Annotated in this window: 25 protein-coding genes and 1 pseudogene; 10 read left to right on the top strand and 16 right to left on the bottom strand. The window is 68.9% G+C overall.

The annotated features are described in order from the left end of the window. The 10 genes and pseudogenes from NS331_RS11595 to NS331_RS11550 all read right to left on the bottom strand — a co-directional run. The coding region (locus NS331_RS11595) for a glutathione S-transferase (protein ID WP_058642146.1) at positions 1-536 on the bottom strand (536 nt) is incomplete at its 3' end. Further along, on the bottom strand, positions 533-2260 hold the full coding sequence (locus NS331_RS11590; RefSeq protein WP_058642145.1) for an FAD-dependent oxidoreductase: 1728 nt from the start codon (positions 2258-2260) through the stop codon (positions 533-535). The genes NS331_RS11595 and NS331_RS11590, both read right to left, overlap by 4 nt. Continuing rightward, positions 2257-2994: an SDR family NAD(P)-dependent oxidoreductase gene (locus NS331_RS11585; RefSeq protein WP_058642144.1), complete on the bottom strand. Its 738-nt coding sequence runs from the start codon at positions 2992-2994 to the stop codon at positions 2257-2259. Before NS331_RS11585 ends, NS331_RS11590 begins: the two co-directional genes overlap by 4 nt. Positions 2995-3008: 14 nt before the next feature. Then, entirely contained in the window at positions 3009-3761 is a 753-nt protein-coding gene (locus NS331_RS11580; protein ID WP_058642143.1) for an SDR family NAD(P)-dependent oxidoreductase, read from the bottom strand. A 36-nt stretch (positions 3762-3797) separates the two neighbouring features. Beyond that, the gene (locus NS331_RS11575; protein WP_058642142.1) at positions 3798-4517 is read right to left on the bottom strand and encodes an ABC transporter ATP-binding protein; all 720 of its coding nucleotides are present in this window, start codon (positions 4515-4517) and stop codon (positions 3798-3800) included. Continuing rightward, positions 4510-5343 (bottom strand): ABC transporter ATP-binding protein, encoded by an 834-nt coding sequence (locus NS331_RS11570; RefSeq protein WP_082702416.1) that lies wholly within the window; start codon positions 5341-5343, stop codon positions 4510-4512. Before NS331_RS11570 ends, NS331_RS11575 begins: the two co-directional genes overlap by 8 nt. A gap of 116 nt (positions 5344-5459) precedes the next feature. Continuing rightward, positions 5460-6332: pseudogene (locus NS331_RS11565) on the bottom strand (branched-chain amino acid ABC transporter permease); the annotation flags it as partial. Further along, positions 6329-7231, bottom strand: coding sequence for a branched-chain amino acid ABC transporter permease (locus tag NS331_RS11560; protein WP_058642141.1), 903 nt, complete (start codon positions 7229-7231; stop codon positions 6329-6331). The pseudogene NS331_RS11565 and the gene NS331_RS11560, both read right to left, overlap by 4 nt. Before the next feature lie 70 nt (positions 7232-7301). Continuing rightward, positions 7302-8510, bottom strand: a complete 1209-nt coding sequence (locus tag NS331_RS11555; RefSeq protein WP_058642140.1) for an ABC transporter substrate-binding protein — start codon at positions 8508-8510, stop codon at positions 7302-7304. 40 nt (positions 8511-8550) lie between these two features. Continuing rightward, entirely contained in the window at positions 8551-9402 is an 852-nt protein-coding gene (locus tag NS331_RS11550; RefSeq protein ID WP_058642139.1) for an SDR family NAD(P)-dependent oxidoreductase, read from the bottom strand. A 137-nt stretch (positions 9403-9539) separates the two neighbouring features. Here NS331_RS11550 and NS331_RS11545 point away from each other — a divergent pair, with 137 nt between their 5' ends. The 5 genes from NS331_RS11545 to NS331_RS11525 all read left to right on the top strand — a co-directional run bounded on the left by NS331_RS11545 (position 9540) and on the right by NS331_RS11525 (position 13531). Further along, the gene (locus NS331_RS11545; protein ID WP_058642138.1) at positions 9540-10271 is read left to right on the top strand and encodes a GntR family transcriptional regulator; all 732 of its coding nucleotides are present in this window, start codon (positions 9540-9542) and stop codon (positions 10269-10271) included. A 194-nt stretch (positions 10272-10465) separates the two neighbouring features. Beyond that, a complete protein-coding gene (gene hppD, locus NS331_RS11540) occupies positions 10466-11575 on the top strand; it encodes a 4-hydroxyphenylpyruvate dioxygenase (protein WP_058642137.1) in 1110 nt (369 codons plus the stop codon). Next, positions 11572-11907 carry a 4a-hydroxytetrahydrobiopterin dehydratase gene (locus NS331_RS11535; protein ID WP_058642136.1) on the top strand — a complete coding sequence of 112 codons (336 nt, stop codon included), beginning with the start codon at positions 11572-11574 and terminating at the stop codon, positions 11905-11907. The genes hppD and NS331_RS11535 overlap by 4 nt, the downstream gene beginning before the upstream one ends. Before the next feature lie 9 nt (positions 11908-11916). Next, positions 11917-12819 (top strand): phenylalanine 4-monooxygenase, encoded by a 903-nt coding sequence (gene phhA / locus NS331_RS11530; protein WP_058642135.1) that lies wholly within the window; start codon positions 11917-11919, stop codon positions 12817-12819. Between the two features lie 10 nt (positions 12820-12829). Beyond that, on the top strand, positions 12830-13531 hold the full coding sequence (locus tag NS331_RS11525) for an SDR family oxidoreductase (protein WP_058642134.1): 702 nt from the start codon (positions 12830-12832) through the stop codon (positions 13529-13531). Here NS331_RS11525 and NS331_RS11520 read toward each other — a convergent pair. Both NS331_RS11520 and NS331_RS11515 read right to left on the bottom strand, forming a co-directional pair. After that, positions 13515-14591 carry a Fic family protein gene (locus NS331_RS11520; protein ID WP_058642133.1) on the bottom strand — a complete coding sequence of 359 codons (1077 nt, stop codon included), beginning with the start codon at positions 14589-14591 and terminating at the stop codon, positions 13515-13517. The two genes, NS331_RS11525 and NS331_RS11520, sit on opposite strands and share 17 nt — an antisense overlap. Before the next feature lie 159 nt (positions 14592-14750). After that, a complete protein-coding gene (locus NS331_RS11515; RefSeq protein ID WP_058642132.1) occupies positions 14751-15695 on the bottom strand; it encodes a LysR family transcriptional regulator in 945 nt (314 codons plus the stop codon). Positions 15696-15813: 118 nt separating this feature from the next. Here NS331_RS11515 and NS331_RS11510 point away from each other — a divergent pair, with 118 nt between their 5' ends. From NS331_RS11510 to NS331_RS11495, 4 genes are read left to right on the top strand one after another with little or no spacing between them, the layout of a single operon-like run. Further along, positions 15814-16800, top strand: coding sequence for a 2Fe-2S iron-sulfur cluster-binding protein (locus NS331_RS11510; protein WP_058642131.1), 987 nt, complete (start codon positions 15814-15816; stop codon positions 16798-16800). A gap of 42 nt (positions 16801-16842) precedes the next feature. After that, positions 16843-18102, top strand: a complete 1260-nt coding sequence (locus NS331_RS11505) for an aromatic ring-hydroxylating dioxygenase subunit alpha (protein ID WP_058642130.1) — start codon at positions 16843-16845, stop codon at positions 18100-18102. Between the two features lie 3 nt (positions 18103-18105). Beyond that, positions 18106-18588, top strand: a complete 483-nt coding sequence (locus NS331_RS11500) for an aromatic-ring-hydroxylating dioxygenase subunit beta (RefSeq protein ID WP_058642129.1) — start codon at positions 18106-18108, stop codon at positions 18586-18588. An 8-nt stretch (positions 18589-18596) separates the two neighbouring features. Then, entirely contained in the window at positions 18597-18923 is a 327-nt protein-coding gene (locus NS331_RS11495; RefSeq protein WP_058642128.1) for a non-heme iron oxygenase ferredoxin subunit, read from the top strand. 22 nt (positions 18924-18945) lie between these two features. Here the strand turns inward: NS331_RS11495 and NS331_RS11490 are convergent, their stop codons facing one another. The 3 genes from NS331_RS11490 to NS331_RS11480 all read right to left on the bottom strand — a co-directional run bounded on the left by NS331_RS11490 (position 18946) and on the right by NS331_RS11480 (position 21381). Next, complete coding sequence (locus tag NS331_RS11490; protein WP_058642127.1) at positions 18946-19269, bottom strand: hypothetical protein; 324 nt, start codon at positions 19267-19269, stop codon at positions 18946-18948. A gap of 184 nt (positions 19270-19453) precedes the next feature. Beyond that, positions 19454-20449, bottom strand: coding sequence for an aldose 1-epimerase (locus NS331_RS11485; protein WP_082702414.1), 996 nt, complete (start codon positions 20447-20449; stop codon positions 19454-19456). Then, the gene (locus tag NS331_RS11480; protein WP_058642126.1) at positions 20446-21381 is read right to left on the bottom strand and encodes an SMP-30/gluconolactonase/LRE family protein; all 936 of its coding nucleotides are present in this window, start codon (positions 21379-21381) and stop codon (positions 20446-20448) included. The genes NS331_RS11485 and NS331_RS11480 overlap by 4 nt, the downstream gene beginning before the upstream one ends. Positions 21382-21504: 123 nt before the next feature. Here NS331_RS11480 and NS331_RS11475 point away from each other — a divergent pair, with 123 nt between their 5' ends. Continuing rightward, a complete protein-coding gene (locus NS331_RS11475; protein WP_058642125.1) occupies positions 21505-22299 on the top strand; it encodes an SDR family NAD(P)-dependent oxidoreductase in 795 nt (264 codons plus the stop codon). A 6-nt stretch (positions 22300-22305) separates the two neighbouring features. Here the strand turns inward: NS331_RS11475 and NS331_RS11470 are convergent, their stop codons facing one another. Further along, on the bottom strand, positions 22306-23268 hold the full coding sequence (locus NS331_RS11470) for a LysR family transcriptional regulator (RefSeq protein WP_058642124.1): 963 nt from the start codon (positions 23266-23268) through the stop codon (positions 22306-22308). Between the last annotated feature and the right edge of the window lie 60 nt (positions 23269-23328).

The following is a 23328-nucleotide window of genomic DNA, read 5'->3' as shown; positions in this document are numbered from 1 at the left end:
TGGCGCGCGCGCCAGCCGAGGTCCGGAAAGCGCAGGTCCAGGTACCACAGCGCACAGCCGATGGTGAGTGCACCCAGGTCCACGCGGCCGGCGAGCAGGTCCGGATGGGCATCAAGGTGGGCCAGTGAGGTCTCGATTTTGTCGAGCTGTGCGGCTCGCCATTCCGGCCAGCGGATCGATTCGGGCCGCGCCACGTCTTCATAGCGCGCGAGCAGTGCCGCATCCAGCATGCCGTCACCCAATGACTGCAAGGTCAGCGTGGTCCAGCGCGCCGCGCCCGAGGCAGGGATCAGGCGACCACCTGCCTGCACATCCAGGTATTCGCAGATCACCCGGCTGTCGTAGAGCACCTGACCGTCGTCCGCAAAAAAGGTGGGCACCTTGCCCAGCGGGTTGTGGCCGATGATGGCCTGGTCGCGCTGGACCGGATGCGCGTTGGAAGGCAGCAACTGGATCTGCCCATCCAGGCCGAGCTCGTGCGCGGTGACCAGGCACTTGCGCACATAGGGGGAGAAGGGCGAGAACAGGATCTTCATGGATGGGACTCCGCGGATGGGGTAAGGGCCAGGTGCTGGCCGGCCAGCCAGCCGAAGGTCAGCGCCGGGCCGAGGGTGATGCCGGGCGCAGGATACTGCCCACCCATCACCGAGTGCATGTCGTTGCCGACCACGTGCAGGCCCGGCACCGGCGTGCCGTCGGCCGACAGGGCCTGTGCGTTGGCATCGCAGCGGATGCCGCAGGCTGTGCCGATGTCGCCGGCGACCACGGCCACGGCGTAGAACGGCGCCTGGCGCAGCCGGCCCAGGCAAGGATTGGGCTGGTGCTCCGCGTCGCCCAGGTAGCGGTTGTAGGCGGTGCTGCCCTTGCCGAATTCCGGATCCACGCCATTCACACCGGCCTGGTCGAAGGCCTCGGCCGAGGAGCGCAACGCGGCGGGGTCGACCTTGATCTGCGCGGCCAGTGCCTCCAGCGTGTCGGCCTTGGCCAGGTAGCCCGCGCGGACGAGGTGGTCACGCGGTCGCCCGCCCGGCAACGCCAGGCCCAGGCCCCAGCGCTCCATGAAGTCACTGTCGCAGACCAGGTAGGCGGGCAGGCTCGGCACGTCTGCGTGCGAGCGATACATGGCCAGCACGAACTCGTGATACGAGGTCGATTCGTTGACGAAGCGCCGGCCCGCGGCATTCACCGCCATGAGCCCGGGCTTGGCCCGGTCCCACACCAGGTGGGGATAGCGCACCTGCGTGCCGTCGGGCCGGGTGAGGATCGACACCGGCGCCCAGAAGGCGGGGCTGAAGTGCCCCGTCCCCATGGCGGCACCGGCCGCCTGGGCCAGCGTGATGCCATCGCCGGCATTGCCCGCCGGTGCCATGGACCAGGGCCCGGTCGGCGAGGGATACAGCCGCTCGCGCAGCGCCGCATTCCAGGGGAAGCCGCCCGTGGCCACCACGACGCCGCGGTGCGCCCGCACCCAGGTGGGCCGCCCGTCGCGCTCGATGCAGGCCCCCACCACGCGGCCTTCCTCCACATGCAACGAGACCAACGGCGCGCGCAGCCAGTAGGGAATGCCGCGGTCGAGCAGCGAGCGGAAGAGCCGGCCGGCCAGCGCATTGCCCAGCACCAGCCGCGTGCCGCGGTGGTAGCCGCGCAGCCGGTCGCCGACGTAGCGCAGGACGAGCTTGACGCCCTCCTTCCAGGCCGTGAACGAGCGGGTGACGGCCAGCAGGTGCTTCACGTCGGTCATCGTCACCATCATGCCGCCCAGCACCATGAACTCGGGCAGCGGATCGCGCAGCTCCTTGAAGTGGGCGCCGAGGGTGCGGCCGTCGAACATCAGCGGATCGAGGGAGCGTCCGCCCATCGCCGCGCCGGGCCGGTCAGGGTAGTAGTCGGGCGAATGGGTGCGCGCCACCAGCCGGACCTGCGTGTGCTGCGCCAGCGCGTCCATCACCGGGCCGGCCGCACGCAGGAAGGCCTGCTGCATGTCTTGCGGCGCGGCGTCGCCCACCGTGTGGCGCATGTACGTCCACACCTTGTCGAAGTCGTCAGGATGGCCGGCGCCCGCGCTCTGGCTGTTGAGCGGCGCCCACACGGCCCCGCCCGACACCGCGGTGGAGCCGCCGATCCGGTCGGTCTTCTCGACCAGCAGCACGCGGCAGCCGCCCACGCTGGCGCCGAGCGCCGCACTCATGCCCGCGGCGCCGCTGCCGATGACCAGCACGTCGACCTCTTCGTCCCACGTCGGTGCAGTGACGCCGCTCATGCGCCGGACCCTCCGAGCGACTTGCCACCGTCGACGAACAGCACCTGGCCGGTGATGAAGCCGGTCTGCGGCGAGACGAGGAAGGACACGGCCTGGGCGATGTCCTCCGGCCGGCCGGCCTTGCCGGTAGGCTGCAGCGCCAGTTGAGCGGCCAGCCGCTCGGGCGTGAGTGCCCGCAGGATGGGCGTGTCGATCAGCCCCGGCGCGATGGCATTGACCAGGATGCCGCGCGGCGCCAGCTCCATGGCGCTGGCCCGGGTGTAGCCCACGATGGCGGCCTTGGACGCGACGTAGTGCGGATGGTTGCGCGCGCCCAGGTAGGCGCGCGACGCGATGTTCACGATGCGGCCCCCCTCGGGCATGGTGCGTGCCACCTCCTGCGTGAGCGTGGCAGCCGCGATCAGGTTCACCTCGTAGGCACGACGGAAGTCGGCACTGCTCACCTCGGCAAACTTGCGCTCGTCGAACACGCCCGCGTTGTTGACCAGCGCCGTGATCGGCCCCAGCGACTGCACCAGCGCACGCACGGCCGGCTCGTCGGTCAGGTCCAGCACCCGGCCCTCCACGGCCAGTCCCTCGGCGGCCAGACGGCCCGCCTCCTGCGCCACCAGCTCGGCCGCGCGGTCCACCATCACCACCCGGAAGCAGTCCCGGGCCAGCCGCTCCACGGTGGCCAGGCCCATCCCGCTGGCACCGCCGGTGACCAGGGCCAGGGGAAGTCGGTCGTCGCTCATCGATGCACTCCTGCTCATGCCGAAAGAAAGCCGCCGTCCACCGGCAGCACGGCGCCATTGACATAGCTGGCCATGGAGGAGGCCAGGAAGACCACCGGACCCACGATCTCCTCCGGCTCGCCGCCGCGCTTCATGGGGACGCGGTCCATGTACCAGTCGGTGCCGCCCGGCACCTCCAGCTGGGGCCGCACCATGTCGGTCAGCATCAGGCCTGGCGCCACGGCATTGGCGCGTACGCCGTGCGGCGCCAGGTCGCGCGCCAGCGCCTGGGTGAACGAGCGCACCGCGCCCTTGGACGCGATGTAGCCCGCAGAGGAGATGCCGCTCACGAAAGCCACGATGGACGACAGGTTGACGATGCAGCCGCGGGTCTTCTTAAGCGCCGGCACGAAGGCATGCGTGACGTTGAACAGGCCCTGCAGGTTGACGTCGATGAGCCGGTCCCACACGTCGGCGGCCTGGGGATCGTCGATGCGCGCCCGGCCGGAGATGCCGGCGTTGTTGACCAGCACGTCGATGGCGCCGATGCGGGCCTCCAGGCTCTGCGCCAACGCGGCGGCGGCGGCCCGGTCGGTCACGTCGATGGCCTCGGCCCAGGCCGTACCGCCGGCGGCGCGGATCTCCGCCGCCACGGCCTCGGCGCGCGGCAGGTCGAGGTCGGCCACCACCACGCGGGCGCCGTGGCGCGCAAAGCCCAGGGCCATGGCGCGGCCCAGGCCGCCCCCGCCGCCCGTGATGAGGGCGAGCTTGTCGTCGAGAAGGTCCATGTCGTTGTCGTTGTTGGAGGAAGGACGCTCGGGCGCTCAGACGCCCAGGTAGGCACGGCGCACGGCGGGGTCGGTCAGCAGGCGGTCCGAGGGACCTTCCAGGCTCAGCTCGCCGTTCTCCAGGATGTAGGCGTGGCTGGCCAACCGCAGCGCCAGCCGCACGTCCTGCTCGACCAGCAGGATGGTCAGACCCTGCTCGCGATTGAGCCGCTGGATGGTCTCGAATATCTGCTCCACCAGCAGCGGCGACAGGCCCATCGACGGCTCGTCCAGCAGGATCATGCGCGGCCGCGCCATGAGGGCCCGGCCGATGGCCAGCATCTGCTGCTCGCCACCCGACAGCGTCGAGGCCTTCTGCTCGCTGCGCTCCTTGAGCCGCGGAAAGGTCTGGAACACGCGGTCCAGGTCCTGCGCGATCTCGGCACGCGCCCGGCGCAGGTAGGCGCCCAGCTCCAGGTTCTCGCGCACGCTCATGTCCTTGAACACCTCGCGGCCCTCGGGCACCTGCACCAGGCCGCGGCGCACGATCTCGTCCGAACGCAGCCGGCGGATGGGCTCGCCGTCGAACATGATCTCGCCCGCCGACGGCTCGATGAGGTGCGAGATGGCGTTGAGCGTGGTGCTCTTGCCCGCGCCGTTGCTGCCCAGCAGCGCCACGATGGCGCCCTGCCGCACGCGCAGCGACACGCCCTGCAGCGCCTGGATGGCGCCATAGGAGGCGCTGACGCCCTTGAGTTCGAGCATCCATTCACTCATTCGCCGCCCCCTTGCCGAGATACGCCTCGATCACGCGCTCGTTGCGGCCGATCTCGGCCGGCGTGCCTTCGGCGATCTTCTCGCCGAAGGACATGACGGTGATGCGATCGGAGATCGACATCACCAGCTGCATCACATGCTCCACCAGCAGCACCGTGATGCCATCACGGCGCGCCAGGTCGGACAGCAGATGGTCCAGGCTTTCGATGTCGCGGTTGCGCAGGCCGGCGGCCGGCTCGTCCAGCAGCAGCAGGCGCGGCTTGAGCGCCAGCGCGCGGGCCAGCTCCAGCAGCTTCTGGTGACCGAAGTCGAGTTCGCGCGCCACGGTATCGCGGTCGTGCGTCAGGCCCACGCGCTCGATCAGGCTGTCGACCAGGTCGCGCGTCTCGCCCGTGGGGCGGCGCAGCAGCGCACGCGGACCGCGGGCACTGTGCGAATGGCAGCCCAGCAGCACGTTCTCGTACACGCTCAGCTCGCCGAACAGCTCCAGGTTCTGGAAGGTGCGGGCCACGCCCATGCCGGCCATCTGGTGCGGCCGCGCCCGGCTCACGTCCACGCCATCGAGCACGATGGCACCCTCGGTGGGCTGGTAGTAGCGCGAGATGCAGTTGAAGGTGGTCGACTTGCCGGCGCCGTTGGGACCGATCAGCGCATGCACCGTGCCCTGCGCCACCTGGAACGACAGGTTGTTCACCGCCGTCAGTCCACCGAAGCGCACGGTGATGCCGCGCACGTCGAGGAAGGGCGTCGCCGCCGCCCGCTGCGCGCCAGCGGACCGAGTGGGGGCTTGGGCCTGCAGCTCGGCGTCAATGACGAGGGCGTTCATGCGGCACGGCCTTTCAGTGCGGCAGCGCCGGCGGCCGCCTGCCCATGCGGACGGGCAATGCGCTTCTTCGCATCGGCGAAGAGCCCGCGCGGCTTGAACATCATGAAGCCCAGCAGGATGGCGCCGTACAGGATCTCCTGGATCGACAGCGCCTGGCGCAGCATCTCCGAGATGATGCCAAAGGCCAGTGCGCCGGCCACCGCGCCGCGCACCGAGCCGATGCCGCCGACCACCACCATCGTGAGGATGAGGATCGTGGTCTGGAAGCCCAGGCTTTCCGGGTGGATGAAGGAAATGAACAGCGTGTAGGTGCCGCCCGCGATGCCGGCGAAGGCGGCCGACACCGCAAAGGCCGACTGCTTCATCGCCCGCGCATCGATGCCCATGGCCATCGCAGCCACGTCACTCTCACGCACCGCGCGCAGGGCCGAGCCGAACTGCGAGCGCGACAGCCACACCGTCACGCCCAGCATCAAGGCCGCGATGCCCACCACGAAGGGGTAGGCCTGCAGGTCGTTGGTGAGCGTGAGGCCCAGCATCTGTGCCGGCTGCATGCGCATGCCGTTGGAGCCGCCCGTCACCGACTCCCAGTTGAGGAACACCCACTGCATGGCCTCGCCGAAGGCGAAGGTGGCCAGCGCGAGGTAGATGTCGCGCATGCGCAGCGCCAACAGACCGATCACATAGCCCAGGGCCGCCGAGACCAGGCCGCCCGCCAGGATCGACAGCACGAAGGGCGGATGCCAGTGCGTGTTGATGAGCCCGGCGACATAGATGCCGATGCCGTAGAAGGCCGTGTGCGAGAGGGCGAACTGTCCGGCCTCGCCGATCACCACGTGCATGCCCAGCGCCAGGATCACGAAGACCATCAGCAGGTTCACCACGTACAGCACGTAGCCGCTGGCAAAGAAGGGAATCGCACAGAGCACGACGGCCAGCACGGCCAGCGCCCAGGCGTCGAGGGGCAAACGTCGGGTGGGGGTCGTCATACTTTCTTCACCTGCACCTTGCCGCCGAGCAGGCCCTGGGGCCGCACGATCAGCGTCACGAGGATCGCCAGGAAGGGCGCGACCACGATGGCGTTCGTCGAGATGAACAGCCCCACCATGTTCTCGACCACGCCGATCAGCAGTCCGCCCAGTACGGCACCCGGCAGGCTGGTGAAGCCGCCCACGATGGCCGCCGCATAGGCCAGGATGGCGATGTGCGCGATGTCGGGCGTGACCAGCACCTTCGGCGTGATCAGCAGCGCGGCAATGCCGGCGATCAGGCCCGCGAGCGCCCACACCATCATGCGGATGCTGGACAGCCGGATGCCCACGATCTGCGCCGCCTTGGGATTCATGCCCACCGCGCGCATGGCCTTGCCGATGCGGGTGTGCGTGAACATGAAGTAGATCAGCAGCATCACCACCACGGCCACGCCGAAGATGGCGATGTCCAGGTGCGTGAGCGCGGCGTCGCCGATCATCACCGTGTCGTTGGAGACCAGGGCCGGCAGCGACCGGGGCGTGTCCCCCAGGCCGGTCTGCCGCACCAGGCCCTTGAGCAGGTAGGCCAGCCCCAGCGTCGCGATGACCAGTTGCACGCCCACGCCGCGCGAGCGGGTGACGCGCTCCATCACCACGCGCTGGAACAGCGCCCCGCCGACCGCCATGGCGACGAGCGTGATCGGGATCACCGCGGCATAGGGCAGCTTGACCAGCAGCAGCAGGCTGAGCGCGACATAGCCCGCCATCATCAGCATCTCGCCCTGCGCGAAGTTGGGCACGTCGGTGGTCTTGAAGATGGCAACGATGGCCAGCGCGAGCAGCGCGTACACGCTGCCCGTCACCAGGCCCGACAGCAGACCCTGCTGGAGGAACAGCCAGACTTCATCGAGGCTCATGCACGGACCCTGTTCGTCGGTGGCAAGGGGACCGCCCCGCGGGGCGGCCGTGGGTGGCGATGCGGTGCACTCACTTGGGCTGGTAAGTCCAGGCGCTGGCATAGCTGCCGGGCACCACCGTCTTGTTCTCGCCGTCGAACTTCAGGTAGATGGCGGACTTCTGCGCCGCATGGTCGGCCGGCGTGAAGACGATGGGGCCGGCCATCACCTTGGAGTCGAAGTTGGTCTTCGACATGGCGTCCAGGAACTTCTCGCGCGTGGGCTGGGGGCCGGCGGCCTTCAGCGCATTGACCACCGCCATCGCCGACGGGATGCCGTAGGGCATGTAGGTTTGCGGATAGCCGGGCTTGGCGGCCAGCTCGGGGTAGTACTGCTTGTACATGTCGTACACCCACTTCAGCTTGTCGCCCCCGGCCACATCCAGCATCACCTCCTGCAGGTAGACGTTCTTGAAGGCCTCCTTGCTGCCCACGTTCTCGACCAGCTGCTTGAGGTCGGCCGTGCCGTTGACGGCGATCACGATGGGCTTGTTCCAGCCCAGCTCCTGCGCCTTCTTGACCAGCAGGCTCACGGGGCGGGCATAGGTGGTGACCAGCAGCACGTCAGGGTTGGCAGCGCGGATCTTGAGCATCGGCGCCGTCACGTCGGTGATGTTGGGATTGATGGACTGCACCTGCAGCGTGGCGCCCACCTTCTTGGCCTGGAATTCGGCGGCCTCCAGATTCCAGCCGCCGTAGGCATCGTCGTGGTTGAGGTAGCCGATCTTCTTGGCCTTGAGGTGCTCGGCCGCGAACTGCACCATGGAACCGCCCACCGCACGCTGGGAGATCGAGAAGGCGCCGTAGATGTACTTGGAGGGCGGATACAGCGCACCATCGCCCGAGGCGTTGAGCATCACCATCGGGATCTGCGAGCGCTCCACGTACTCGCGCGCGCCGACCACCGGACCCGAGCATGAGCCGCCATTGAGCAGGAAGACCTTGTCCTGTTCGGTCAGCTTCTTGACCGCGGCCAGCAGGTCGTTGGCATTGCAGCGGTCGTCCTCGACCACCAGCTCGATCTGCCGGCCGTGGATGCCGCCTTCCTTGTTGACCTTGTCGTAGTACATCTTGGCGGCGTTGATCACGTCGAAGCCGTAGGCCATCGAGTTGCCCGAGAGCGGGCCGAACATGCCGATGCGGATGGTCTTGTCGGTCAGGCCGGGTTCGGCCTGCGCCTGGGCGCCGAAGGCCGCGGCCGTGAGCGCGGCGGCAAGCAGTCTCTTGAACAGGGGGGTCATGCGTGTCTCCTTGAGGATGGATGGGGTGCGGAACGCGGCGTCAGGCCTGCACGGCGGCGGGGGCTGCGGCGTCCTCTTTCTGGAAACCGGGCCGGGGGATCAGCCCCAGCCAGGTCTGGGTGAGGCCGCCGTCGACCAGGATCTCCTGGCCATTGACATAGGCGGCCTGGTCGCTCGCCAGGAACAGCACCGCCTGCGCGATGTCGGCCGGCGTGCCGATGCGACCGGCCGGCACGATGCGCTCGCGCAGCGTGCGCACGGCGTCCTGGGCATAGATGCCCTCGCTCATGGGGGTACGGATCATGGCGGGGCTGACGAGGTTGCTGCGGATGCGGCTTTCCGCCAGCTCCACCGCCAACAGCCGCGACAGCATGGCCACGCCAGCCTTGCTGACGCTGTAGGCGCCGCTGAAGGGTTGCGGCACGCTGCCGGAGACGGAGCCCACATGCACCATCGACCCGCCACCCTGCTCGCGCATCTGGCGGCCGAACTGCTGGGCGCACAGCAGATAGCCGCCCAGGTTGACCGCCAGCAGCTGGTTCCACCGTTCGATGGGCAGTTCGAGCAACGCGCCCGCGTACAGCGCACCGGCGTTGTTGACCAGCACCTGGGCCGGGCCCAGCTGGCGGCGCACAGCCTCGGCGGCTGCCTGCACGCTGGCTTCGCTGCTCACGTCGCAGCCCAGCGCGATGGCGCGCTCGGGCGGGGCACCCAGCGTGTCCAGCGCGCGCGCCGCCTGGGCACCGTCGAGGTCGAGCAATGCCACGCGCGCGCCGGCGCCCAGCAGCTGTCGCGCCACCTCGGTGCCGATGCCACCCGCGGCGCCGGTGACCACGCAGACGCGGTCGTTCAGGCCGAGCCAATGCGGCGCAGTGGCCGGGAAATCGTTCAACGTTGTCTCCGTCGGATCATCACAGGCGGCGGATTATGTATACCTGACACGAATATAACGCCCGGGTTAACCCGTTAAATCGACGTTTTAGGGCTCACATGTATACTCAATGCCGACTAGAAACAGAGGGTATTCCGATGAAGACGCTGGCGCAGAACGTCACGGACACGCTCCGCGACTGGATCCTCCATGGCCAGTTCAAGCCCCTGACGCGGCTGGAGGAGTTGCCCCTCGCGCAGCAGCTGCAGGTCTCGCGCACGCCCGTGCGCGCGGCGCTGGCCACGCTCGCCAGCGAAGGCCTGATCGACCACCAGCCCAAGCGCGGCTATGTGGTGCGCGGCTTCGACCTGAATGCGATCGCCGCGGCGTACGAGGTGCGCTCGGTGCTGGAAGGCCTGGCCTGCCGCAATGCCGCCCAGCGCGGACTGGACAAGGCGCAGGTCCAGCGCCTGCGCGAGAACCTCGCCATCGGCGACGCCATCCTGGCCAAGGGCAGGCTGGAGCCGTCGGACCACGAGCCGTACCAGCGGATGAATGTCGAGATCCACGACACGCTGCTGGAGGCCTCGGGCAACGACTGGGTCTGCCGCTTCGCGGAGCAGGCGCAGAACATCCCGTTTGCGTCGGACCGGATCATCCTGTGGGACGACCATCCGATCATCCTGCGCTCGCATGGCGACCATCACCGCATCGTGGAAGCGGTGGTGAGCGGCGATGCTGCCCGCGCCGAGCAGCTGATGCGCGAGCATGTCTACTACGCTGGCCTCATCCTCCGTCGCAACTACGAGGCGCTGCTGGATGCCGGCCAGGACGCGCCCGGCCTGCGTCCCTCGCGCCGTTCAGACGATGGCACGCCGGGCCCGGGCTGAGCGCGAGTGCCGACCCGGCTGAGCGCTTTCCCTGCACATCATCGGCCGATCACGCTCCAGAGAAGCTCTCCCGCCTCAAAACTCGCAGAAAATCATTGATCCCAGTCGGAATCGATCCGGAAATTGCAGGATAAGTGCGCGACGCTCTGCCTACAGTAGAGCCTTTCCGTCCACCCACGAATCTGGAGCCAACGATGTCCGACCTCTTCGACAACCCCATGGGCCTGTGCGGCTTCGAATTCGTCGAATTCGCCTCGCCGACGGCCAACGTGCTGGAGCCGCTGTTCGAGAAGATGGGCTTCACGCTGGTGGCGAAGCACCGCTCCAAGGACGTGCTGCTGTATCGCCAGGGCGGCATCAACTTCATCGTCAACCGCGAGCCGCGCAGCGAGGCCGGGTACTTCGCTGCCGAGCACGGCCCCTCGGCCTGCGGCCTCGCCTTCCGCGTGAAGGACTCGCACCAGGCCTACAAGCGCGCCCTGGAGCTGGGCGCCCAGCCCATCGAGATCGCCACCGGCCCGATGGAACTGCGCCTGCCGGCCATCAAGGGCATCGGCGGCGCGCCGCTGTACCTGATCGACCGCTTCGAGGACGGCAAGTCCATCTACGACATCGACTTCGAATTCCTGCCCGGCGTCGAGCGCCATCCCAAGGGCCATGGCTTCCAGGTGGTGGACCACCTGACGCACAACGTCTACCGCGGCCGCATGAGCTACTGGGCCGACTTCTACAGCAAGCTCTTCAACTTCCGCGAGATCCGCTACTTCGACATCAGCGGCGAGTACACCGGCCTGACCTCCAAGGCCATGACCGCACCGGACGGCCTGGTGCGCATTCCGCTGAACGAAGAGTCTCGCCAGGGCGGCGGCCAGATCGAGGAATTCCTGATGCAGTTCAACGGCGAGGGCATCCAGCACATCGCCCTGCTGACGGACAACCTGCTCGAATCCATCGACCGGCTGCAGATGGCTGGCGTGCCGCTGCTCACGGCGCCCAACGACATCTACTACCAGAACCTGGACAAGCGCCTGCCCGGCCACGGCCAGCCGGTGGGCGAGCTGCAGGCCCGCGGCATCCTGCTGGACGGCACGACCGAAAACGGCCAGCCGCGCCTGCTGCTGCAGATCTTCTCGGAGCCCACGCTGGGCCCGGTGTTCTTCGAATTCATCGAGCGCAAGGGCGACTACCGCGAAGGCTTCGGCGAGGGCAACTTCAAGGCCCTGTTCGAATCGCTGGAGCGCGACCAGATCAACCGCGGCGTGCTGAAGGTGGACGACAAGACCACCGAGAAGGAAGCCGCGTGAGCGCAGCGCCCGTCCGCCTCGACGGCGACGCGCTCGCGGCGCACCTCGCCGCGCTGCCGCAGTGGCGCCATGCGCCGGAGCGCGGTGGCCTGATCGTGCGCGAATTCGTCTTCGCCGACTTCGTGGCCGCCTTCGGCTTCATGGCCCAGGTGGCCCTGCATGCGGAGCGCATGAACCACCATCCCGAGTGGTTCAACGTCTACAACCGCGTGCAGGTCACCCTGACCACGCACGATGCCCACGGCCTGTCGGCCAAGGACATCGAGATGGCCGGCCTGATGGACCGGCTGGCCACCGCCCTGGGCGCCCGCGCCGCCGCCTCCTCCACCTAGGAGCCCCCCATGCTGCAGACCACCGACACCGCGCCGGCCAAGCATGGCCTGGCGGCGGGGACGGACCACGCCCCGGCCCGCCCCGACTGGACCATCGACCAGGACTGGGGCCGCTACAGCGCCGAGGAACATGGCGTGTGGCGCACGCTCTTCGAGCGCCAGAGCCGCCTCTTGCCCGGCCGCGCATGCGACGAATTCATCCGCGGCATGCAGGACCTGCCCATCGGCCCGGAGCAGATCCCCGACTTCGAGCAGATGTCCAAGGTGCTGCGCGCACGCACGGGTTGGGAGGTGGTGGCCGTGCCCGGCCTGGTGCCCGACGACGTGTTCTTCGAGCACCTGGCCAACCGCCGCTTTCCGGCCGGCCAGTTCATCCGCAAGCCGCACGAGCTGGACTACCTGGAAGAGCCCGACGTCTTCCACGACGTGTTCGGCCACGTGCCCATGCTGATGAACCCCGTCATCGCCGACTACATCCAGGCCTATGGCGAAGGCGGCCTCAAGGCCAACCGCCTGGGCATGCTGGAGAAGCTGGCGCGGGTGTACTGGTACACGGTGGAGTTCGGCCTGGTCCAGCAGCGCGACGGCCTGCGCATCTATGGCGCGGGCATCGCCTCATCCTTCAGCGAAACGCGCTTCGCCGTCGAGGACGACTCGCCCAACCGCGTGCGCTTCGAGCTGGCGCGCGTGACGCAGACGCACTACCGCATCGACGATTTCCAGGAAACGTATTTCGTGCTGGGCCACCTCGACGAACTGCTGGAACTGGCGCGCATCGACTTCGCGCCGCTCTACCAGCGCCTGGCGGGTGCGCCCGAGCACGAGCCCGGCGACCTGTTGGCCACCGACACGGTGCTCACCCGCGGCACGGGCCGTTACCACACGGCGCGGCGTGCGGCCGCCAAGGCGTGAAGGAGCGGACATGAACGCGCAACCGCAAGCGAAGCAGAAGGTGATGCTGATCACCGGCGCCTCCGGCCAGCTGGGCCGCGCCGTGGCCCACACCTTCCAGGACCAGGGTGCCCGGCTCATCCTGCTCGACCGTCAGGCCGGCGCCCTGGCCGACGGCGAGCGGGTGCTCAACGTGATGGTCGACCTGGCCGACCGGGAACAGGTCGTGCAACGCATCGGCGAAGCCGTGGCGCGCATGGGCGGCCTGCACACCGTCTGCCACATCGCCGGCGGCTTCCGCATGGGCGAGGCGGTGCACGAGACCAGTGCGGCGACGTGGGACTTCCTGATGGACCTGAACGCCCGCTCACTGCTGCATGTGGCCGCGGCCACGGTGCCGCTGCTGCTGAAGCAGGGCGGTGGCCAGATCGTGACCGTGGGCGCGGGCGCTGCCGCGCGCGGCGGTGCGCAGATGGGCGCCTACAGCGCGGCCAAGAGCGCGTTGATCCGCCTGACCGAGTCGATGTCGGCGGAACTGAAAGACCAGGGCATCCGCGTCAACTGCGTGCTCCCTTCCATCATCGACACGCCGGACAACCGCCAGTCCATGCCCGACGCCGACTTCGGCCGCTGGGTGGCGCCGCAGGCGCTGGCGGACGTGATCGCCTTTCTGGCGTCCGATGCCGCGCGCGCCATCCACGGCGCGGCGATTCCGGTCAGCGGCCGGGTTTGAGGTCGGCCTCGCTTTCTTGTGTGCGCTGCCATTTGGCAGCGCGGCCTTTGCCTGTCGGCGCGATCGAGCCTTCGGCCTTCATGGCGCGCAAGATCACCCGAACCATGTCGCGACTGACGCCGGGGCAGGATTCCTCGATCTCCGAGATGGAAAAGGGACGTTGCCGCTTGAGAACCTCCGAGCGCACCCGGTCGCCCTTGGCACCGCGACCTCGTTCGATGGTGCCGACGCGCTCCTCGAACTCCTTGTAGGCGCGCAGCACCGCACCCCAGAAGTAGTCGAGCCACGGCGCAGTGGTGTGGGCCGCCTCGTGCCAGTCCTGGGAACTGGCTTTCAAGGTGTCGTAGTAGCTTTCCTTCGACTCCTCGAAGATGCGCTCCAGACTGATGAAGCGCCCCACCACATAGTCGAAGTGATAGAGCAGCTGCAGGGTGAGCAGGCGTGCCATGCGTCCGTTGCCGTCCGGGAAGGGGTGAATGCACAGGAAGTCGAGGATGACCAGCGGCACCAGCACCAGGGGGTCCGCCAGATGCTGATCCAGCGCCGAGCGATAGCGCGCCATCAGGTCCGTCACCGCCATGGGGGTGAGATGCGCGGCGACAGGACGAAAACGAATGCGCGATCTCCCATCCGGGTAGCGCTCGACGATGTCGTTGTTCGTTGCCTTCCATCGACCGCCCGGCTGCGGCATGTAGCGGTACAGCATGCCGTGGAGTTGAAGCACCGTGCCCTCCGAGAACGGCATCTGCTCGCCGCTTTCGTGGATCAAGCCCAACGCATCGCGGTAGCCCGCGACCTCTTGCTCGGACCGGCTTTGCGGCGTCGCGTTTTTGAGCACCAGCGACTTGAGCCGGTGGGTCGGCACGACAACGCCCTCCAGGCGGTTCGACGACTCGGTGGACTCGACGACCGCAATCTGCCGCAGGTCGCTCAGCACCTCGGGTGATTGCGCGACGAAGAGCTGCTGCTTGCCGCGGTACTCCCCCAAGGCGCGCATCGACGCAAGTTGCCGCGTGTCGAAGCGGAGCTTGGTCAGGTAATCAGGCGAGAGGGAGTGCATGCGACGGCATTCAGTTTGGCGAACAAATGGGGCAATGCTACCCAAATTGGGGTATTTTTAAGTCTTCATTACCCCAATAACAGGGGGTGATTGCCCTGTTTCCCCAGCCTTCGAGGCCAATTGCCCGCATTCGCGCCGACGACCTCTGGCCGAGTGCTTTCAACCGCAGGACACCGCCGCACGCGCGCGTTTGCGCGGTGCCGCGTCGACGAACAGCTCCACCATCAACTGCCGCAGCCACAGGTTGGCCGGGTCGCGGTTGAACTTGGCATGCCAGAACAGGTTGATGGCGATGTCGGGCAGCCGCACCGGATGCGGCGTGCTGACCAGCCCGAAGGCGTCGGCGATGCGCTCGGAGAAGCGCTCCGGCACGGTGGCGATGAGGTCGGTGCTCTGCAGGATGGGCCCCACGGCGACGAAGTGCGGCACGCGCAGCCGCATGCGCCGCCTGACGCCGGCCCGGTCCATCAGCGCGTCGATGTCGGCATGGCCAGTGTTGGCCGAATGCACGCCCACATGGTCGAGGGCACTGAACTGCGCCAGCGTCATGGGCGCGCGGGCCACCGGGTGGTTGCGCCGGAACATGCACACGTAACGGTGGCGCAGCAACCGCGTCTGGAAGAAGCCGGTCTGCAGGTCGGGCAGCGGGCCGGCGGCCAGGTCGACGGTGCCGGCCTCCATGTCCTCCTTCAGGTTGCCGGCATGCGGGCGCACGGTGCTGATCTGCACATGCGGCGCGCGCTGGGCCAGGGCGTTCATCAGCAGCGGCATGAAGTAGATCTCGCCGATGTCGGTCAGCGCGAGGTTGAAGGTGCGGCGGCTGGTCTCCGGGTCGAACACGTCGCGGTGCGACAAGGCCGACTGCAACGCATTGAGCGCATACACCACCGGCTCGGCCAGGTGCAGCGCATAGGGCGTGGGCTCCATGCCGCGCGAGGTGCGCAGGAAAAGATCGTCCTGCAGCAGGATCCGCAGGCGCTTGAGCGCATTGCTGACCGCGGGCTGGCTTAGGCCCAGCCGTTCGGCGGCCATGGAAACACTGCGGTCCAGCAGCATCTGGTTGAAGACGACCAGCAGGTTCAGGTCCAGTTTGCGCAGGTTCATGGCGTCTCCCACTATTCACGACAGTGATTCGTTCTATCAGAGTGTATTTATGGACTGATATGCGCCCACTCTCCAGAATCGCCTGCATCACAAAGAGACAACCCGCGATGGACGACGCATGGAACTCACCATCGAGCCGCTGAACCGCCGCCTGAGCGCCGAACCCGGCAACAACCTGCTGGACGTGCTGCGCGCCCACGGCCTGCCCATTTCCTACAGCTGCATGGCCGGCCGCTGCGGCACCTGCCGGTGCCGCGTGCTGAGCGGCCGGGTGCTGGACGCCGGCCCCGAATCCGGACGGCCGCAGACCGCCGGCGACGGCTACGTGCTTGCCTGCCAGACCGTGCTGGCCGAAAGCTGCACCATCGAACTGCCGGAGGTGGACGAGGTGGTGGTGCATCCGGCGCGCATCGTCAAGGCCACCGTGGTCGACATCGAAGCGGCGACCCACGACATCCGCCGGCTGCGCCTCAAGCTGGCCAAGCCCATCGACTTCAGCCCCGGCCAGTACGCCATGCTGCAGTTCGGCCCCGAGCATGCCCGTCCCTATTCGATGGCCGGGCTGCCGGGCGAGGACGTGTGGGAGTTCCAGATCCGCAAGGTGCCCGACGGCCGGGTGACCGACTACGTCTTCGGGCAGCTGCAGCCCGGCGCCACGCTGCGTGTGAGCGGGCCGCTGGGCACCGCCTACCTGCGCCGCAGGCACGAGGGGCCGATGCTGTGCGTGGCCGGCGGCACGGGGCTGGCGCCGGTGCTGTCCATCGTGCGCGGGGCGCTCGAAGGCGGCATGGCGAACCCCATCCACCTGTACTTCGGCGTGCGCAGCGAGCGCGACCTGTACGACCGCGAGCGCCTGCAGGCGCTGGCCGAGCGCCATCCGCAACTGAGGCTGTCGATCGTCGTCGCCACGGGCCCCGTCCCGGCGGGGCTGCGCGCCGGCCTGGTGACCGATGCCATTGCCGAGGACCTGCCGGGCCTGGCCGGCTGGCGCGCCTACCTGTGCGGCGCGCCGGCGATGGTCGAGGCCGTGACCTTCGTGGTCAGGCGGCTGGGCATCGGCACCGACCACATCCACGCCGACGCCTTCTATCCCACCGGCGTCTGAGCGCCGACCCCCGTCTTCATTCCCGCAAAGAGGAGCCACCCCATGAGCGAACCCTCGGCCATCTTTCCCGCCGAACCGGCCTGGCCCGGCGACGGCACCCACCGCATCCCCTTCCTGGCCTACACCAGCGACGAGATCTACCAGCGCGAGCTGGAGCGCTTCTTCTACAAGGGCCACTGGTGCTACGTCGGCCTGGAGGCCGAGGTGCCCCAGCCCGGCGACTTCAAGCGCACGGTGGTCGGCGAGCGCTCGGTCATCATGGTGCGCGATGCCGACGGCAGCATCCACGTGGTGGAGAACGTCTGCGCCCACCGCGGCATGCGCTTCTGCCGCGAGCGCCACGGCAACCGCAAGGACTTCGTCTGCCCCTACCACCAGTGGAGCTACACCCTCAAGGGCGACCTGCAGGGCGTGCCCTTCCGCCGCGGCGTCAAGCAGGACGGCAAGGTCAACGGCGGCATGCCGGCCGACTTCGACACCCGCGAGCATGGCCTGACGAAGCTCAAGGTGGCGGTGCGCGGGGGCGTGGTGTTCGCGTCCTTCGACCATGAGGTCGAATCGCTGGAGGACTACCTGGGCCCGACCATCCTGTCGTACTTCGACCGCCTGTTCAACGGCCGCCAGCTCAGGATCCTTGGCTACAACCGCCAGCGCATCCCGGGCAACTGGAAGCTGATGCAGGAGAACATCAAGGACCCCTATCACCCCGGCCTGCTGCACACCTGGTTCGTCACCTTCGGCCTCTGGCGCGCCGACAACAAGTCGCAGCTGCGCATGGACGGGCGCCATCGCCACGCGGCCATGATCTCCACCCGCGGCACGGCCGGCAAGGCCGAGCAGGTGACCCAGGTCTCCAGCTTCAAGGAGAGCATGCAGCTGAACGACCCGGGCTTCCTGGACATCGTGCCCGAGCCCTGGTGGGGCGGCCCCACGGCCGTGATGACCACCATCTTCCCGAGCGTGATCCTGCAGCAGCAGGTCAACAGCGTGTCCACCCGCCACATCCAGCCCAGCGGCAACGGCGCCTTCGACTTCGTGTGGACGCACTTCGGCTTCGAGGACGACACCCCCGAGATGACCGAGCGCCGCCTGCGCCAGGCCAACCTGTTCGGCCCGGCCGGCTTCGTGTCGGCCGACGACGGCGAGGTGATCGAGTTCTCGCAGGAGGCCTTCGAGAGCAAGCCCTTCCACCGCACGGTGGCCGAGCTTGGCGGCAAGGACGTGGAGGACACCGAGCACATGGTGACCGAGACGCTGATCCGCGGCATGTACCGCTACTGGCGCGACGTGATGGAGGACTGAGCGATGGCCGCGACGATCGACTTCGAGGACTGGCTGGCCCTGAATCAGCTGTATGCCGACTACGCCAGTGCCGTGGATTCCGGCAACTGGGACCTGTGGCCCGAGTTCTTCACCGAGCAGTGCGTCTACCGCTTGCAGCCGCGCGAGAACCACGAGCGCGGCTTTCCGCTGGCCACGCTGTCCTTCACCAGCAAGGGCATGCTCAAGGACCGGGTCTACGGCATCCGCGAGACGCTCTACCACGACCCCTACTACCAGCGGCACGTGGTGGGCGCACCGGTGGTGCGCGCCGTGGAGGAGGACGGCTGGCGCTGCGAGGCCAACTACGCGGTGTTCCGCACCAAGCTGTCGCAGATCTCCACCGTGTTCAACGTCGGCCGCTACCTGGACCACGTGGTGCGCACGCCCGAGGGGCTGAAGTTCGCTGCGCGCGAATGCATCTACGACAGCGAAATGATCGCCAACTCCATCATCTACCCCATCTGAGGCGCGGCATGAGCGACGACAACAACAACTGGATCGACATCATGGCAGCCGACGCGCTGCCCAGCGACGACGTGGTGGGCCTGGTGGTGGGCGGCCGCGACATCGCCATCTATACGGCGGGGGACGCGGTCTACGCCACCGACAACCTGTGCACGCACGGCAATGCGCGGCTGTGCGACGGCTTTCTGGACGGGCACGAGATCGAGTGCCCGCTGCACCAGGGCAAGTTCGACGTGCGCGACGGCAAGCCGACCTGCGCGCCGGTGACCGAGGCGCTGCGCACGCACGCGATCAAGGTGCAGGACGGCCGCGTCTGGCTCAGCGTGGCGGCCTGAGCGCCCGGGCAGGCGAAGTCGCTCAGGGCAGGCGCACCGTGCCCTGGATCACCACGCCCGGCGCGGGCTGCGGCGCGTAGGCCGGCACAGGCACATAGACCGGTGCCGGTGCCGGGCCGTAGTGCACCGGGCGGCCGTCCCGGCACTTGCGCTTCTCGTCGAAGTCGCCGTTCTTCTTCCACTTGCGTTCGATCTTGCAGGGGCCGTCCCAGTAGGTCTCCTTGTGGCCGGGGCCGTGGCCCTTGCCGGGACCGCGGCCGTGCGGCGGATCCGCGAGGGCGAGCATGGGCGCGAGGAGCAGGGCGCCGGCAAGGCCGGCGAGCAGGCGCGGGGTGGTGCTGGTCATGGGCGGACGGACGTGGGTTGACGACTTCTTGCGTCCCGCAGCGTAGTGGCGCCACGCGGCGGCAAAGTCGGCGAAGTTCAACCGCCCGCATCGGACGACAACACGTCCGCACCCATGCCGGAGCGCCAACGCCGCACGATCCGGCGTGCCGCGCGTGGTGAAGCGGCCCCCGGCCTGCCTCCGTTCAGGCCTGGTCCGGCAGCAGGTCCCACGCCACGGCCAGGCGCATCGATTCACCGGGCGCCAGCAGCCGCAGGCCCTCCTGGCCCGGCAGGTGGAAGGCGTCGATGGGATGGGTGATCGGCTCCAGGCAGAAGGCCTCGCCCTGCGGTGGACGGTAGACGAGGCAGTGGCCGTCGAAGCGCAGCGCGGGCTCGAGCTGGCGCAACTGCACCTGCAGCCCGCGCGAGGGCCAGCGCACCCGCGCCAGGCCGTCCCAGCCGAAGAAGGCGTTGTCGATGAAGCTGCCATGGGCCGGCATGCCCTCGGGCAGGCACCAGTCGGCGGGCAGCGTGCTGCTGCGCGCCGTGGGAATCGGGTCGCTGCCGCTCAGCCATACCCCGGCCACCGCGGCCTGGATGCGGGTGTCGGCCGTGCGCACGAACCAGGGATGCAGGCCCAGTCCGTAAGGCAGCGGCCCGTCGCCTTCGTGGCGCACCTCGACCCACTGGTCGAGCCCCTGCGCGCGCAGGCGCAGCACCTGCCGTGCGAAGAACCGGTAGGGACTGCCGCCGAAACCGTCGGACCACAGCGTCATCTCCAACTCGCCCGGCGCCGACTGGCGCAGCTGCCAGGGCTGCAGCCAGCCGTCGCCATGGATCGGATAGGGCTCGCCCGCCCGGTTGGGCTGCATGGCATGGAAGCGGCCCGCCGCCTCGAAGCCGCCCTGCGCGATGCGGTTGGACCACGGCACCATGGCGAAGGAGGCCTGCCGGTAAAGATCGTCGCTGCCGTCCCAGGGACGCCAGAGGTCCAGCGGCGCGCCCTGCGGCGGCAGCCACTGCCAGGCGGCCACGGCGCCACCGCGAGAGGGGACGACCGCCAGTCGCTGGCCGGCATGTTCCAGCCAGTGGCGGCCGAGGGCGTCCGTGGCGAGCGCGCTGGCAACGGCGTCGTGGCCCGCGTCCTGGATGGCATCGTCGGGCGCGGCCGGCGAACCGGCGATGTCGGAGAGGGTCATGCAGAAGCTCCAAAGGCATGGGCCGGCAGGCCGGCGACGTTCATCGGCACGGCGAACACACCACCCGCCAGCGGCTCGCGGCGCAATGCATCGGCATCCAGGCCCACGCGGGCGGTGGTGATGAAGAGCGTGCGCAGGTCCTCGCCGCCGAAGGCGCAGTGCGTGACCTGGCTGGCGGGCACGGGGATGCGGTCCAGTTCCTCGCCCGTGTCGGGGTCGTGGGCGCTGACGCAGCCGCCGCCCCAGTGCGCGATCCACAGGCGCCCCTGCGCATCGACCGTCATGCCATCGGGATGTCCATCGCCCGCACCGAAGGTCAGCCAGGGGCGAAGCGGCACACACGGGCCGCTGGTGGGGTCGACCTCGCAGGCCAGCACATGCCGGCCCACCGTGTCGTTGACGTACATGCGCCGGCCGTCCAGCGACCAGGCGGGACCGTTGGTGACGCGCAGGCCCAGCAGCAGCCGCTCGCAGCGGCCCGCCTCGTCGTAGCAGTACAGGTGGCCGGTGGGCTGGCGGGCGTCGAAGTCCATGCTGCCGGCCCAGAAGCGGCCGTGCTGGTCGCAGCGGCCGTCGTTGAAGCGGTTGCTGGCCGGCTCGTCCGCCGGCCGGTGCAGGTACACCGGCTGCGAGCCCCGCGCCTCGGGATCGAAGTGCGCCATGCCCCGCCGCAGCGCGAGCATCAGGCCGGTGCCGTCGCGCCGTTCGGCGACGGCCGACACCTCTTCTTCGAACTGCCAGCACCGCGCTTCGCCGTCGGCCGGGCGCCAGCGGAAGAGGCGGTGCGACAGGATGTCCACCCACCACAGCGCCTGGTGGCGCAGCGACCACAGGGCGCCCTCGCCCAGCTGGGCACGGGCATCGAGCACGCACTGCGCCGGGCCGGCATGAAGCGGTGCGCCATCGGGAACGGCCATCGAGGAGGAAGTCATGCAGCTTGCCTTGCCGCGAGCTGTCTCGCAGCGGTCTCGTGTTTGTCTCGTCTTGACGCCATCGATGCTAGCCGGGCATATTGATGAGCGTTGCATAAATTATTGGCTTCCATCGATATACAAATGAATATCTCATCACTGAACGCACCCGGCGCCGATTTGGCCGTTTACCCAGGCCTGCAGGGCCGCCGCGCCTTCGTCACCGGCGGCGGCAGCGGCATCGGTGCCGCCATCGTGGGCGAGCTGGCCCGCCAGGGCATGCAGGTCGCCTTCGTCGACATTGCCGAGGCCCCCAGCCGGGCGCTGGCGGACGCGCTGTCGGCCGCCGGCCTGCCCGCGCCCTGGTGGCGGCGCTGCGACGTGCGCGACGTGCCCGCGCTGCAGGCCGCCATCGCGGATGCGGCCGCGGAGCTGGGCGACTTCGCCGTGCTGGTCAACAACGTGGCCAGCGACGACCGGCACACCCTCGAATCGGTGACGCCGCAGTACTACGACGAGCGCATGGCCATCAACGAGCGGCCGGCCTTCTTCGCCATCCAGTCCGTGGTGCCGGGCATGCGGCGGCTGGGCGGCGGCGCGGTGGTCAACCTGGGCTCCACCGGCTGGCAGGGCAAGGGCAGCGGCTATCCCTGCTATGCCATCGCCAAGTCGTCGGTGAACGGCCTGACGCGCGGGCTGGCGCGCACGCTGGGGCAGGACCGCATCCGCATCAACACGGTCTCGCCCGGCTGGGTGATGACCGAGCGGCAGATCACGCTGTGGCTGGACGCCGAGGGCGAGAAGGAGCTGGCCCGCAACCAGTGCCTGCCCGACCGGCTGGCGCCGCAGGACATCGCGCACATGGTGGCCTTCCTGGCCAGCGACGCGGGGCGCATGTGCACGGCGCAGGAGTTCACGGTAGACGCGGGCTGGGTGTGACCCCTCTCAGGGGCTGAGGCCGTAGACCGGCCGGCAGGCGGTGCGCAGCGCCTGCATCAGCAGCGTGGCGCCGGGCGACAGCTGCCGGTCGGTGCGGGTGATGAGGCCGAAGTCGTCCATGTGGCAGGGCATGTCCAGCGGCAGGATGCTCAGGATGCCGTGGCCGGCGTAGTAGCGCGCCACTTCGGTGGCCATGACGCACAGCATGTCGCTCTGCTGCAGCATGCGGGTGACGAAGAGCAGGGCCGCCGTCTCCACGACGTCGAAGGGCGGGGCCAGGCCGGCCTCCTGGAACATCAGGTCGAAGCGGTGCCGCAGCACGCTGCCCGCCGGCGGCACGATCCACGGCCGGGTGGCGACGTCGGCCAGCGTCAGCCCGGCCGCGCTCGACAGCGGATGCCCCGGCCGCGCCACAGCGCACACCGGCTCGCCGGTCAGCGGCTCGTAGCGCAGGTTCGACTTGTCGTCGTCGGCAAAGATGCGCGCCACCAGGATGTCCAGCCGGCCCTGGCGCAGGTAGTCGACCAGCACCGGGCTGGTGTCGATCTCCAGCACCACGCGCAGGCTGGGCTGCTCGCGCTTGACCGCCGCCACGGCCTGCGGCAGCAGTGCCAGGCCCGGTGAGGTGATCGCCCCCACGCCCACCTGGCCGAAGCGCCCGGCCTTGAGCGACATCAGCTCCTCGTGCGCCTGGTTGAGGCTGGCCAGCGCCTGGCGCGCGTGGCGGATCATGGTCTCGCCGTACCAAGTGGGCCGCATGCCCCGGGGCAGGCGCTCGAACAGCGGCACCTCCAGCACGTCCTCCAGGTCCTTGAGCAGCTTGCTGGCCGCCGGCTGCGTAATGTTGAGCGCGCGGGCGGCGGCGTGGATGTTGCCCTCGTCGGCCAGGGCCGTGAGCAGCAGCAGCTGCCGCGTCTTGAGGCGGGCGCGCAGGAACCAGTGCGGATGGGAATTGGCGGGGAGGCTCATCGGACGGGAAGGGCGTGGCGGGCCGGCGCCAAGGGTTTTTGCGAATGCGCCGATTGATAT

The organism is Pseudacidovorax intermedius, assembly GCF_001476815.1.
GTDB lineage: Bacteria > Pseudomonadota > Gammaproteobacteria > Burkholderiales > Burkholderiaceae_C > Xenophilus > Xenophilus intermedius_A.
Note: the sequence above shows the minus strand (reverse complement) of the source record. Positions and strands in the feature narration are given on the sequence as shown.